The organism is Brevibacterium limosum, assembly GCF_011617705.1.
Taxonomy (GTDB): domain Bacteria; phylum Actinomycetota; class Actinomycetes; order Actinomycetales; family Brevibacteriaceae; genus Brevibacterium; species Brevibacterium limosum.
In genome coordinates, this window is record NZ_CP050154.1 from 4,028,488 (window position 1) to 4,041,122 (window position 12,635).

The window sequence follows — 12,635 nt, forward strand, 5'->3', positions numbered from 1 at the left end:
TGTGCCTGGTCCCGTTTATCGGGAAGCCGAGGTAGCGGGCCGGTACGTCAGGATGGCGTGCCCGGCTTCGAGTTCGTCGCGACCGACGAGTTCGAGATCGACCACTTCGCTCAGCCCGGCGAAGAGATAGGGTCCGTGGCCGGCGATGCAGGGGTGGACGACGAATTCGAACTCGTCGATGAGACCGAGTTCGGCCAGTGCCAACGGCAACGTCACTCCTCCGACGGCGAGTCCTGTCACGGACTGTTCCTTGAGCTCGCGGACCGCGGTGTCGAGATCGCCGCGGATGAGTTCGGAGTTCCAGTCGACGCGGTCCAAGGTGCTCGAGACGACGTACTTGCGGGCCGGGTCGATGGCCGCGACGAATGGGTCGAGGTCCGCCTCCGGGGTCGTGTCACCGTCGGGTCGGCGCCAGGCGTCTTCCATCATCTGGTAGGTGACGCGGCCGAAGATCAGCCCGTCGGCACGCTTGAGATTGTCGGCATGGTGGCGGTGGAATTCGTCGCTGATGACCCCCACGCGATGATCGCAGCAGCCGTCGACGGTGACGTTGATCGAGTACCTCAGCTCGCCCATGGCATAAGAATAGACCTGGGCAGTCGCCGCCGGAAGAGGCCTGAGCGCTCAGTCCTCCTGGCCGCTCAGCCCCAGCCACGACAGCACTTCGTCAGTGTGCTCTCCCAGGTCGGGTCCGAGGTGGTCGATCGCGATCGATTCGCCGCCGATGACCGGGGTGATTCCGGGGAAGGCGACGTCTTCGAGCACCTCCTCACCGGTGGAGACGTCGTGGTTCTGGATCATTCCGCGGGCAGCGAGCTGCTCATCGGCGACGAGGTCCTCGGCCGTGTAGATGGGCCCGGCCGGAACACCCACTTCTTCCAACGCCTCGACCACGACCTCAACCTCACGTTCGGCGCACCACTCACCGATCGCCTCGTCGAGTTCGTCCCGCCGCTGCCAACGGCCGGCGTTCGTCTGCAGGTCGCCATCCTCGGCGAGGTCGGGACGGTCGATCGCCGTCATCAGCCGCGGGAAGATTCCGTCCCCGTTGCCGGCGATGACCACGGATTTCCCACCGGCGCAGAGGTAGCCGTTCGAAGGCGCGATGCCCTCCATCCGACCGCCGGTGCGGGTGCGGATCTCGCCGAAAGCGGAGTAGTCGGGGACGAGGGATTCCATCACGGAGAACATCGCCTCGTTGAGCGCGACGTCGACGGTCCGCTCCGACAGCGGGCCCTTGCCTTCGAAGCTGTGTGCGGATCCGACGACCGCCTCGGCGGCTCCGGCGATCTTCTGCCGCTGTCGGTCGAAGAGCATCATCACAGCACCGAATGCCGCCTGCATTCCGGCGATGGAATCGCCGATCGAGATGCCCACACGCACGGGTGGGCGATCGGGGTCGCCGACGAGCTCGCGAAAGCCCGAATATCCTTCGGCCACAGCGGCGAACCCGGGTCGCGACGACATCGGCCCGGTCTGGCCGAACGCGGAGATGCGCACGAAGACGAGGTCGGGGTTGGCCTCTTCGAGGACGTCGGGGCCGAGCCCCCATTTCTCGAGTGTGCCGGGGCGGAAGTTCTCGAGCAGGATGTCGCTGCGGCGGACGAGTTCGAGCACGGCCTCGCGTCCCTCGTCGCTGCGCAGGTCGAGCACGACCGACTTCTTGTTGCGGTTGATCGTGCGGTAGAGCATCGACGTGTCGCCGGCCTTGAGCCGCCAGTTGCGCAGTTCGTCGCCGGTTCCGGGGCGTTCGACCTTGATCACCTCGGCACCGAAGTCCGCAAGCATCCGCCCGGCGGTGGGTGCGGCGATGTAATTGCCGAGTTCGAGGACTCGCACACCGGAAAGGGGAAGTCGGTGCGTGCTCATGACGATGCTCCTAGTCGTGCGTGGTTCGGTTCTCCCATGGTGCCAGGTGTCGGGGCGATCGGCGCGGATATCCGCCTCAGGGAATCTCGAATGAGTGGCATCGCATGCCCGTCAATGATCCCGTCGCTGTCCACCAGTTCAGTACATCGCCGACTACCGGGCCAGGCCATTGTCCACCAGAACCGAATCCCAGTAGCGTAGAGCCCATGACTCCGCCTCCTGGTCCATTCGATCCCTCTCGCGCTGAAGAGCCCGAGCTTCTCGAACTGCTCGACAATGCCTCCCGCAGCGAGAGCCCGCTGATGCTGCTCGACATAGCGAGCACCATGCTGGCCTCCATCGACGCACCCGACACGGACGACGCGGACCCGACGGAAATTCCACCGATTCGCGAACTCGCCGCGAACATGCTCGAAGCAACACCGGTTGAGACCGAACCATTAGTGAGGATCTGGGCACAGATGCTCGACGATGAACTCTTCGGCCGCATCGCCAAAATGCTGCCGACCCCGAACTCCAAGCGCCTGCCCGAATGGATCCGCCGCGCCGAAGAGATCAAGCCCTTCCGCGCGGCAGCCTTGGTTTCGCCGGTGAAGATCGAGGAGACGGTCCTGCTCGAGATCTCCACAGCCGGCAGGTCGGTCACTCTGGCTGTCGCCGTGGATCGCAGCGGCTCGCCCTACCTCGAGGACGCCTACCTTTCCGACGGGCCCCTGTCGACTGTCGTCGAGTTCAGCCGAACCGAGCTCGAGCTCCCCGTCGACGAGGTCACCCTCAGCCTCGCCGATGCCGGGGCCAGGCTGCGTGAGGCCCTCGAGATGAGCACACACATGTTTCCCCCGATCGAGACCGAGAGCTGGCCGGGCACCCGACCGCTGCTCGAATGGATGCTGCGGAAGCTTCCCGACAGCGGCACCGGCTACGAGATCAGAATGTGGGAACCGGAGGAGATTGATGAACTCGTCGCGGACTTCCGCGCTTCGCCTTTTGCCGCTGGGCTGACCGAGGACGAGATCAGTCATGCCCATCTGCTCTTCGAGTTCCAGTGCAACTACGGCAACAACGATCCGCTGAGGTGGTCGGGCACTTTCGTCGAACGCCTCATGTGCGACCTCTATCCGCGCAAGGTGATGTCGCCCGAAGACGATCTGCTCCTCATGCCCACTGCCCTGGCAGCGCTCGTCCGCTTTGCCAACGATCGCAGCGGAGTCGATCCTGTCTTCACGGAGAACGCTATTGCCGCGATCGAGGACAATCGGGAGGAGTACGAAGCGCGAGTGCGCGGCGACCAGCCCGAAAGCACGAGTGCCCTCTTCGCGCGCCTGCTCACCGGAATCGATGACGACGCTCTGCCTCTGTCGGAGCCTTTGTCAGATCTCGGTGATGAGTTTGGTGGGGGATCTTTCTTCGGTGATCAGGCTTCGATGCTGGCCGAGATCTTCATCAGCAGCGGGGCCGAAGCGGTCGGCGGCATCGATGCTCTGCAGGCACTGACCGATGAGCCGCTGCCCACCGAAGGCCTCGACACTGCTGCCGTGGCCGAAGACGTTGTCGACCGCCTGAACTCGTTGGTCCCGGAGATCCGGCGGATCGCGGATGAGGTGTTCGACGAGCCGGAGCTCGCGACGGCCGCACTGCGGCTCCTCACAACGATCGGACGGGTCGGCCCCGCGATCTTCCGCCGTCGCATCGCCGACCGGAGTCTGCTCGCGGCACTGTTCTGGATCGTCGGGAAGGACAATAATCTCTTCACCGGTCAATGGGGCAGCGAGGGCGGCATGACGATCGGCGAACTTCAGAACCACCTCGGCGTCTCGAGTTCACCGAAGCCGACTGCCGAGAAGATGCTGCGCGCCGCCGGCCACGAGCTCTCCGACGTCGAGGTCATCCTCGGCGATCCGCGCTATCTCATCTCACGCAGGCGGCAGCGCATCATCGCAAACCGGGACACGTACTGGGACGATCTTCCGGAGGACTGGGAGTACTGAGGCTCAGCCCGTGACGGTCACGACCTGTCGGTGCCGGCCGAGACCCTCGAGTTCGAGCTCAACGACGTCCCCGTCGGCCAGGTACGGGTACTGTCCGGACATTGCCACGCCCTGCGGGGTGCCGGTGAGGATGACGTCTCCCGGTTCGAAGGCCATCGCCTGGCTGAGCTGATGGATGATCTCTCCGACGGAGAGGATGAGGTCACTCGTCGTCGAATCCTGCCGCTCTTCGCCGTTGACCCAGCTGCGCAGTCGCAGATCACCGGGGTTCACCTCGGCGGCGGGGCGGATCCACGGGCCGAGCGGGGTGAACCCGGGCAGATTCTTCCCCTTCGACCACTGACCGCCGGATTCCTCGATCTGCAGGCGACGTTCGGACAGATCGTTCGCCAGCACGTACCCGGCGATATGGTCGAGTCCTTCCTCCGCCGAGGCGACTCTGAAGGTTCGCGTACCGATGACCACTCCCAGCTCGACCTCCCAGTCGGCCTTCATCGCATAAAGCGGCAGCTCGATCGGGTCGGTGGGCCCGGCAATGGTCGAGGGCATCTTGAAGAAGATGACGGGGCGCTCGGGAGGCTCGGCACCGGCCTCTCTGGCGTGGGCGGCATAGTTCATACCCACGCACACGATGGAAGAGGGTCTGGTCAGCGGCGCACCGATGCGCATCTCATCAGCATATTCGAGTGGGCTGAGCTTCCCGACGGCGAGCGCATTTCGGACGCGTTCGATGCCGTCGGCGGCGAAGAAGTTCGGGTCGATGTCATCGGTCAGCGGGCGGAGGTCGAAGCAGACTCCGTCGTGGCGGGCTGCCGGAATCTCGTGTCCGATCGGTCCCAGTCGCAGCAGTTCCATGCGGTTCCTCTCTACTAGCTCTCGGCCACGTCGTTGTGACCTGACCTCAGGCTAGCGAAGCCCTCACGCTTAGATTGGAACTGCTCAAGTATTGGACACTCCCGGCCGCGCTCTGCGCTCACACTCACCGCCATCAGCATCGGACCATCTGTCATCATTCGCGGCAGTTCACCCCACCGCGCGATCATCACTCACCGGTCACGACACACCGTCCCGCTCCTGCAGGAGGTTAAGGCACGAAAGGTGAGGGATGCTCAGAAAGCCCGGCCGTCACACGGTCTGCTGGCGGATGTAATCGGCTTTTGCGCGGCGCGGGACGACGACGATCGGCACCGGAGAGTTCTGCAGGATCCGCATCGCGTGGCTGCCCAGAGAGACTCGCTTGAGCGCGCCGAGCCCGGAGGATCCGAGCATCATCACTTCCGGATGCTTCCACTCGACAGCGGTCAGCGCCGCGGCCCAGTCAGCGCCCGTTCCCACGACCACATCTGTCTCGCCGGGCTTGATGTGCAGCTGTTCGATCGAGCATAGGATCTTGTCCGTGTCACGCTGGACGACCTTCGTCCACTCGTCGACGACCTTCGACTCCATATCGAAGGGGACGTTCGCGGATGCGACCACCCGTGAGCGCGGGGCGAACGAGGCGATGCGGAATGGCACGTCCGACTGCGCAGAGACCATCGCGGCACCGAGAATGAGGTCCGCCGAGGTGGACGATCCCGAATACGCGGCCGTGATCCGCTCCAGCCGCGCACCCTCCGACGCCCGGAATCCGGCCGGGGCCAATGCCACCGGCAGCCGTGCGCTGTGCAGCAGTCCGTTCGATACCGACCCGAGCGCGATCTTGCCCGGCTTCCCTTCCGACGAGGGTCCGACGACAAGCCGGTAGGCATCGGTCTTCTCGCACATCTCGAGCAGACCGCGCCGAGACGACCGCGAGGAGTGGAGGACGCATTCGGACTCGATATCGCTGGGAATGAGCGCACGCGCTTCGTCGAGAGCCGCCTCCGCGACGGTGCGGAAGCTCTTCTCGTACTGGCTCTCGAAGTGCACGGGCGCCATCGGGAACGCGGCGGAGTCAACGGCTGTCGCGACGATCCGGTGCCGATAGGTGCGGGCGAGGACGATACCCAGCTCGACGGCGGCTCGGTTGTCCTGACCTGGGGCAAGACCGACGACGATGCTCATTTGGCTCCTCCTGTGGAGTCCGTTCCGGCGGAATCGGGATTGGCGGGCCCCGCCTCGGCGAGCTGTCTGCCGAGGACGGAGGACTTGCGGCCGAAGATGAAGTACAAGCCCAGGATAAGGGCGGTCCAGATGACGAAGACGACAATCGTGATGACCTGCAGACTCGAGATGATCCAGAAGCAGCCGATGATCGACAGCACCGGCAGGACAGGATAGAACGGGACCTTGAAGCCGCGTTCGAGGTTCGGTTCGCGCACGCGGAGGATGATCACGGCCAGGGACACGACGACGAAGGCGACGAGGGTGCCGATCGAGGTCATCTCGGCGAGGAAGTTCAGCGGGATGAACCCGGCGAGGATCGCGATGACGACGGTGACGACGATCGTGCCCTTGACCGGGGTGAGCGTGCGGGGATTGACCTCGCGGAAGAGCTTGGGCATCATTCCGTCGCCGGCCATTGTGAATAGGATGCGCGATTGGCCGTAGATGGACACCAGGGTGACGGAGAAGATCGAGATCACCGCGCCTGCGGCGACGACCGTGCCGGGCCACTGTGAGCCGACGATGTTCTCAAGGATGGCCGACAGACCGGCGGTCTGCCCGTCGAATTCCTCCCACGGCTGGGCAGACAGGGCGGCGACGGCGACGAGGACGTAGACGGAGGTGACGATGATGAGAGCGGCGATGAGGGCCCGGGGCATCGTCTTCTTCGGGTTCTTCGTCTCGTCTCCGGCGGTGGCGACGGCGTCCATGCCCACATAGCTGAAGAAGATGAGCCCGGAGCCGGCGACGACTCCGGAGATGCCGAAAGGCGCGAAGTCGGCGAAGTTGTTCGAGTCCCAGCCGGTGACGCCGACGCAGATGAAGAAGACGAGGACGCCGATCTTCAGGCACACCATGATCGCGTTGACGACGATGGATTCGCCGGTGCCGCGGACAAGCAGGAAGCAGCACATCGCCAGCAGGAGGATGGCCGGCAGGTTGACGATGCCGCCTTCCTCGGGCGCGTAGGCAAGGGCGTGCGGGATCTCGAATCCGAAGAGGTTGAACAGCAGCTGGTTGACGTACTGCGACCAGCCGACAGCGACGGCTGCTCCTGCGACTCCGTATTCGAGGAGGAGACACGCGGCCACACCCATTGCCGGCAGCTCGCCGAGGGTCGCGTACGCGTAGGAGTAGGAAGAGCCGGAGACAGGGACGGACCCGGCGAGCTCGGCGTAGCAGATGACTGCAAGTCCGGCGACGAGGCCGGCGATGACGAACGACCAGATCACGGCAGGCCCCGCCACGGGCACGGATTCGGAGAGGATGAAGAAGATGCCGGTGCCGATGGTCGACCCGACGCCGACCATCGTCAGCGAGAACAGACCGATCGTGCGCTTGAGGTCGGTCTCGACGTCTTCCTTCTGCCGTGGGACCGGTTTGATCCGGAACAGCTGCTGTCGCAGTGTGGGCATCTTCTTCTCCAGACTTCTTCGTCTCTCGCGTATCTGAGCATCCGCATCCGGTCGGTTGTTCACCTGGGCCATCATCGGCCCCGGTCGCGGCACTCGAACGCTCAGCTCTTCTTTCGACGATACGACAGAGCTGCCTTTCCGAGGTGATGATGAGGGAAGTTTGTCGGTGCGGATTCCGTGGAGAAGATTGTGGGCCGCTGACTGTGCCACACATACCTGCAGGTCAGGTGGGAGAATCCGGGCTGCGAAATCTTTATTCAACCAAACGGTTGACTTCGATTCAAGAGCGGGCGTATCTTGTACTCAACCATCGAGCTGAATACAGGAGGGGCAGTGGACGATCAGCTCTCGAAGGTCTTCGCGGCCCTATCCGATCCGACCAGGCGGGACATGGTGGCTCGACTCAGTGTCGCGGATGCGACGGTGAACGAGCTCGCCGAACCCTACGATGTCAGCGTCCAGGCCGTGTCGAAACATCTCAAGGTGCTCGAGGACTCCGGACTGGTCTCCCGCACCCGCGATGCCCAGCGCAGACCGGTCCACCTCGAAGACAATGTGTTCGATCTGATGACGAAATGGATCGAGAGATACCGACAGCAGGCAGAGGAACGCTACCAACGCCTCGACGCCGTCCTCGAACAGATGAACGAGGACGAGGCAACACACAGCACGGACCCGAGCGCCGCCTCGGCGAACGGATCCGATGGCACTTCAACCCACAGAAGATCACGCAAAGGAGCATGACATGACCACCGCCGACACCGCAGCCGACTATTCGACGCTCAAGCTCGACGTCCCCGAGGGCGTTCAGACTGTGTCGATCACCCGCGACTTCGCGGCCACTGCGGACAAGGTCTTCCGGGCCCACATCGACCCCGAGCTCTTCGTCAAATGGTGCGGGCCCGACACGATCACGAACACGATCCGCGAATGGAACCCGACGACCGGCGGGAACTGGAGCTACGTCTCGAGCGATGATCACGGCGAGTACGCATTCTTCGGCTCCTTCCACGAGGTGCGCGAGAACGAACGCATCGTCCAGACCTTCACCTTCGAAGGCTTCCCGGACGCAGTCAACCTCGAGATCCTCACGCTCACCGACCTCGGCGACGGACGGACCAGGCTGACCTCGACCTCGGTCTTCGATTCGCTCGAGTCCCGCGACGGCATGGTCGCCTCGGGCATGGAGCACGGCATCGTCGAGGGCTACAACAAGCTCGACCGCCTCCTCACCACCCCCTAATTACTACCTGACGGCGGCCCAGCAACCTCGCGCGGGGTTGCTGGGCTGTGTTGTCTCAATAGGTTGCTGACAACCTGACTCAATACGTTGCTGACAGTATGTCTCAATACGTTGTTGACACACTTCGGGCCATGCCTGAAGCACTTTCAATAGCCCAACGCCGCGCGATCATCGACTTCGACCCCAACGCACCAGATTCACCATCGATCACCGAGTTCTGCCGTCAACACAGCGTTACTCGAACGTCGTTCTATGCGATCCGCAAACGGTACAAAACCGAGGGGTTACGGGCACTCCATGCCCGTTCATCGGCGCCGAAGAACACCGTGCGAATCTACGACCAAGAAACCACCGATCTCGTCTTGAAGATCCGTGCCGAACTCGAGTCCACCGGGTGGGATGCCGGACCGAAATCGATCTGGTACGAAGGCGTCGATACCGGCCGATTCACCGAACCCATCCCATCGGTGGCCACGATCGGACGGATCCTCTCCGACGCTGGACGGGTGAAGGCGAACCCGAAGAAGCGTCCCCGATCATCATTGATCCGATTCGTCCGTGCCAACGCCATGGAACTGTGGCAACTCGACGCTTTCGAATTCGAACTCACCGGCAGCACCACCAAGATCACGGTGTATCAGCTCCTCGACGATTCCACCCGCTTCGACGTCGGCACACAAGCCTTCCACGGAGTGGAAAACGGCAATCATGCGATCACGACGATCTCTGATGCCTTCGCCAACTACGGGGTGCCCCAAGAGATGCTGACCGATAACGGCAACGCCTTCAACGGCAACAGGCAGGGTTGGGTCGTGGCCACTCAGCTCTTCCTCGCCGACTATGGGTGCCGAGGAATCTCCGGCATGCCCGGACACCCACAAACCCAGGGAAAGAACGAACGCGGCCACCAAACACTGCTCAATGTCCTCAGGGCCCACCGACCCCGCAGCCTCGCTGAAGCACGGAAAGTGATCGCGATGTTCCGCGACCGCTACAACTATCGGCGACGGCATCAGTCACTGCCAGGAGACATGAATCCTCACCAAGCCTGGCAAGCAGCAATCCACACTCCTTCAGACGGCACACCGATCCCGCATGCTGAAGTCGAAGCGATCGCACGTGAGTACGCTCAACGGCGACGCGTCCTAGCCGCAATGAACCAACCACACGTCGATGACGAGAAATCGGCCGGTGAACCTCTCCCGACCGCAGCTGACTCAGTACCAGACCGTGTCGTCATCGCTGAGGGCAATCCACAGATCTATTTCCATGCTGTCGGACTCGGAGTACCGAGAACATTGGCCGGAACTTATCAATCAGTCGTCACTGACGACTTCTACGCCCTGTTCGACACGACCACTGGCGAGGAAGTGGTGTACTTCCCTCTTCCGATCCGCACCGCGGAAACGCAGAGACGATATCCGCTGTGGAGAGTCGTCGGTGCCAGAATGCGTGGAGCTTCGAGCCTGTGGTTGAAGAAGCAGCGCGACTACATGCTCAAGCATTTCCCCAGCGAGGCTCCGGCTAATCGAATCGTTACGAAATGCCACTGACAACCCCACTCATTTGGTGTGAGCAACCTATGGAGTCAGGTCGTTCGCAACCTGGTGAGCGAGGTTGTCAGCAATGTGTTGAGTGAGGTTGTCAGCAAGGTCGCGAGTTTCCACGCGGGGTTGCTGGGCCGCCGTCAGGTAGTGCGGGGAGCTTCGGGGGCGGAGATGCTGGTGGCGGCGGACATCATCGCGAAGTACGAGTCGCGGCTACGGCGCACGTGCCGGGCCATCACTTCGGCGGCCTTTGCCTCCTGGCCGGCGTCGATGGCCGCGATGATCTCGCGGTGCTCGGGCCAGGCCTGGGGTCCGCGACGGGTGACGTTGAGCGAGTACAGCCACTCGATCTTGCCGGAGATCTGCTTCAGCAGGCTGATGAAGGACACGCTGCCGCTGAGTTCGGCGACCGCGAAATGGAAGCGCATGTTGAGCACTGCGAGGTCTTCGAAGCGCTCCTGCCCGATGACGATGTCCCCAGCATCGAGGATGTCGTTGATCTCCTTGCGCAACTCCCGCCATTTGAGGTCAGGAGTGTCGCTGGCATTGAGGTCGGCCGCACGCCTGGCCGCACGTTTCGCGGTCGCCGACTCGAGCACGATGCGGATCTCGAAGAGATCTTCGGCGTCCTCGACGGGTGAGGGCGCGACGATCGAGCCGCTGTACTTCCTGGACTCGACGAGCCCTTCAGCCTCGAGGGATCGTAGGGCCTCACGGATCGGGATCCGCGAGACCGCGTACTGCTCGGCCAGAGCTACTTCCCGCAGCTTCGCTCCGGGAGCATGGACACCGGTGATGATGTCGGCGCGGATCCGCGCACCGACGTCCCCGCTGCTCGTTGTGGCCGAAGGCTGTGCAGAATCAGACATTGAGGAGACCGGAACCGGGCACGGCCGCCAAAAGCTTCTGAGTGTATTCGGCTGTCGGGTGGTCGATGACCTCCCTAGTCGCGCCGGCTTCGACGATCTCTCCGCTCTTCATCACTACAACATCGTCGGCCAAGTTCGCCACGACTGCAAGATCGTGGGTGATGAACAGACAACTCACACCCAGATCCGACTGCAGGTTCCGCAGCAGGTCGAGGATCTGTTCCTGCACGAGGACGTCGAGAGCCGAGACGGCTTCGTCGCAGATGAGGAGCTCAGGCTCACTGATGAGCGCCCGAGCGATCGCGATCCTCTGTCGCTGCCCACCGGACAAGTCGGCGGGGCGGCGGTCGCTCATCGACGTGGGCATCGCCACGTGGTCGAGCACCTCGGCGACCTTCTTCGCCCGTTCCGCGCGGGTGCCGATCTTGAAGACGTCGAGCGGTTCACGGACGATCCTCTCGATGCTCCACGTCGGATTGAGCGAGGAGAAGGGGTCCTGGAACACGGGCTGGCTGAAGCGCCGCAGGATGCTGCGCTCTGATTTCGAGGCCGCATCGACGTTGCGCCCACCCGCGAGGACCGTTCCGCTGGTGGCCTTCTCCAGTCCGAGAACGATCTTCGCGATCGTCGACTTTCCCGATCCGGACTCACCGATGATCGCGGTCGTCTTTCCCCGCTCGGCGGTGAGACTGACGCCCTTGAGGGCGTGCACCTCCCGACCCCGCCCACGCAGCCGGTACACCTTGTGGAGGTCGTCGATCTCGAGCACATTCGCCGAGGCGATCGCAGCGTCGGATACGCCGGCACCGTCGGGCTCTTGGCCTCCGTTTCGATCGACGACGATGCTCGGCGCGGCCTTGACCAGCGCCCGAGTGTACTCGTCATGAGGGTCGCCGAGCACCTGCTCGGGCGCACCGCGCTCGACGACGCGTCCTTCATTCATCACGAGGACGGTGTCGGTCCTCTCCCCCGCCACGCCGAGGTCGTGGGTGACGAACAGCAGAGAGGTGCCACGTTCGGTCACGAGTTCCTGGAGATGGTCGAGGATCTGCTTCTGCACCGTGACGTCGAGCGCGGACGTCGGTTCGTCGGCGATGATGAGGTTGGGATCGCCGGAGAGTGCGATCGCGATGAGCACGCGCTGCCTCATCCCGCCGGAGAACTCGTGCGGATAGGACCGCCGCCGCGTCTCCGCGTCGGGGATGCCGGCCTCGGTCATCAGCCGTACCACGGTTCGAGTCACCTCGCGGGAATCCGACATTCCATAGGTGCGCAGAGCGTCGGCGATCTGATCGCCCACGCGCATGCTCGGATTGAGGCTGGCCATCGGATCCTGCGGCACCAGCGCGATCGACCGGCCGCGCAGCGACTGCAGGCGAACACGGTCAGCATCGACGAGTTCTTCTCCGCGATAGCGCACCGATCCCGCGCTGACCCTGCCGGAACCCGGCAGCAGACCGAGGATCGCGCCGATCGTCGTCGACTTTCCCGAACCGGATTGCCCGACGAGGGCCAGTCTCTCCCCCGGTGCCAGCGTGAAGTTCACGTCATGGAGGACGGGAGCCCCGTAGGAGACTTCGAGGCCGGAGACCTCAAGGACGAATTCCTCGCTCATCGTT

At 63.4% G+C, this 12,635-nt stretch carries 11 protein-coding genes; 4 read left to right on the forward strand and 7 right to left on the reverse strand.

The window, feature by feature from the left end:
* Nucleotides 1-15 precede the first annotated feature (15 nt).
* Nucleotides 16-576, reverse strand: coding sequence for a dihydrofolate reductase family protein (locus GUY37_RS17985; RefSeq protein WP_166828564.1), 561 nt, complete (start codon nt 574-576; stop codon nt 16-18).
* Nucleotides 577-624: 48 nt separating this feature from the next.
* Nucleotides 625-1,869, reverse strand: a complete 1,245-nt coding sequence (locus GUY37_RS17990) for a CaiB/BaiF CoA transferase family protein (RefSeq protein ID WP_166828567.1) — start codon at nt 1,867-1,869, stop codon at nt 625-627.
* A gap of 206 nt (nt 1,870-2,075) precedes the next feature.
* Between GUY37_RS17990 and GUY37_RS17995 the strand changes: the two genes are divergently transcribed.
* A complete protein-coding gene (locus tag GUY37_RS17995) occupies nt 2,076-3,857 on the forward strand; it encodes a hypothetical protein (protein ID WP_166828570.1) in 1,782 nt (593 codons plus the stop codon).
* Nucleotides 3,858-3,860: 3 nt separating this feature from the next.
* On the opposite strand, the gene GUY37_RS18000 is transcribed toward GUY37_RS17995, so the two are convergent.
* From GUY37_RS18000 to GUY37_RS18010, 3 genes are all read right to left on the reverse strand, one after another.
* The gene (locus tag GUY37_RS18000) at nt 3,861-4,712 is read right to left on the reverse strand and encodes a fumarylacetoacetate hydrolase family protein (protein ID WP_166828573.1); all 852 of its coding nucleotides are present in this window, start codon (nt 4,710-4,712) and stop codon (nt 3,861-3,863) included.
* 270 nt (nt 4,713-4,982) lie between these two features.
* A complete protein-coding gene (locus GUY37_RS18005) occupies nt 4,983-5,900 on the reverse strand; it encodes a universal stress protein (protein WP_166828575.1) in 918 nt (305 codons plus the stop codon).
* On the reverse strand, nt 5,897-7,357 hold the full coding sequence (locus tag GUY37_RS18010) for an APC family permease (RefSeq protein ID WP_166828578.1): 1,461 nt from the start codon (nt 7,355-7,357) through the stop codon (nt 5,897-5,899). The genes GUY37_RS18005 and GUY37_RS18010 overlap by 4 nt, the downstream gene beginning before the upstream one ends.
* A 333-nt stretch (nt 7,358-7,690) precedes the next feature.
* Between GUY37_RS18010 and GUY37_RS18015 the strand changes: the two genes are divergently transcribed.
* The 3 genes from GUY37_RS18015 (at nt 7,691) to GUY37_RS18025 (ending at nt 10,153) form a co-directional block, all read left to right on the forward strand.
* Nucleotides 7,691-8,101 carry an ArsR/SmtB family transcription factor gene (locus GUY37_RS18015; RefSeq protein WP_166828581.1) on the forward strand — a complete coding sequence of 137 codons (411 nt, stop codon included), beginning with the start codon at nt 7,691-7,693 and terminating at the stop codon, nt 8,099-8,101.
* Between the two features lies 1 nt (nt 8,102).
* The gene (locus tag GUY37_RS18020) at nt 8,103-8,600 is read left to right on the forward strand and encodes an SRPBCC family protein (RefSeq protein ID WP_166828584.1); all 498 of its coding nucleotides are present in this window, start codon (nt 8,103-8,105) and stop codon (nt 8,598-8,600) included.
* 131 nt (nt 8,601-8,731) lie between these two features.
* On the forward strand, nt 8,732-10,153 hold the full coding sequence (locus GUY37_RS18025; RefSeq protein ID WP_166828587.1) for an integrase core domain-containing protein: 1,422 nt from the start codon (nt 8,732-8,734) through the stop codon (nt 10,151-10,153).
* A gap of 134 nt (nt 10,154-10,287) precedes the next feature.
* On the opposite strand, the gene GUY37_RS18030 is transcribed toward GUY37_RS18025, so the two are convergent.
* Entirely contained in the window at nt 10,288-11,016 is a 729-nt protein-coding gene (locus tag GUY37_RS18030) for a GntR family transcriptional regulator (RefSeq protein ID WP_166828590.1), read from the reverse strand.
* Nucleotides 11,009-12,631 carry a dipeptide ABC transporter ATP-binding protein gene (locus tag GUY37_RS18035; protein WP_166828592.1) on the reverse strand — a complete coding sequence of 541 codons (1,623 nt, stop codon included), beginning with the start codon at nt 12,629-12,631 and terminating at the stop codon, nt 11,009-11,011. Before GUY37_RS18035 ends, GUY37_RS18030 begins: the two co-directional genes overlap by 8 nt.
* Nucleotides 12,632-12,635 lie beyond the last annotated feature (4 nt).

What these genes read in the sequence shown, in the direction of transcription:
- GUY37_RS18005 (WP_166828575.1), bottom strand. Translation starts at nt 5,900, where the DNA reads ATGAGCATCGTCGTCGGTCTTGCCCCAGGTCAGGACAACCGAGCCGCC.
- GUY37_RS18000 (WP_166828573.1), bottom strand. Translation starts at nt 4,712, where the DNA reads ATGGAACTGCTGCGACTGGGACCGATCGGACACGAGATTCCGGCAGCC.
- GUY37_RS17990 (WP_166828567.1), bottom strand. Translation starts at nt 1,869, where the DNA reads ATGAGCACGCACCGACTTCCCCTTTCCGGTGTGCGAGTCCTCGAACTC.
- GUY37_RS18035 (WP_166828592.1), bottom strand. Translation starts at nt 12,631, where the DNA reads ATGAGCGAGGAATTCGTCCTTGAGGTCTCCGGCCTCGAAGTCTCCTAC.
- GUY37_RS17985 (WP_166828564.1), bottom strand. Translation starts at nt 576, where the DNA reads ATGGGCGAGCTGAGGTACTCGATCAACGTCACCGTCGACGGCTGCTGC.
- GUY37_RS17995 (WP_166828570.1), top strand. Translation starts at nt 2,076, where the DNA reads ATGACTCCGCCTCCTGGTCCATTCGATCCCTCTCGCGCTGAAGAGCCC.
- GUY37_RS18025 (WP_166828587.1), top strand. Translation starts at nt 8,732, where the DNA reads ATGCCTGAAGCACTTTCAATAGCCCAACGCCGCGCGATCATCGACTTC.
- GUY37_RS18030 (WP_166828590.1), bottom strand. Translation starts at nt 11,016, where the DNA reads ATGTCTGATTCTGCACAGCCTTCGGCCACAACGAGCAGCGGGGACGTC.
- GUY37_RS18020 (WP_166828584.1), top strand. Translation starts at nt 8,103, where the DNA reads ATGACCACCGCCGACACCGCAGCCGACTATTCGACGCTCAAGCTCGAC.
- GUY37_RS18010 (WP_166828578.1), bottom strand. Translation starts at nt 7,357, where the DNA reads ATGCCCACACTGCGACAGCAGCTGTTCCGGATCAAACCGGTCCCACGG.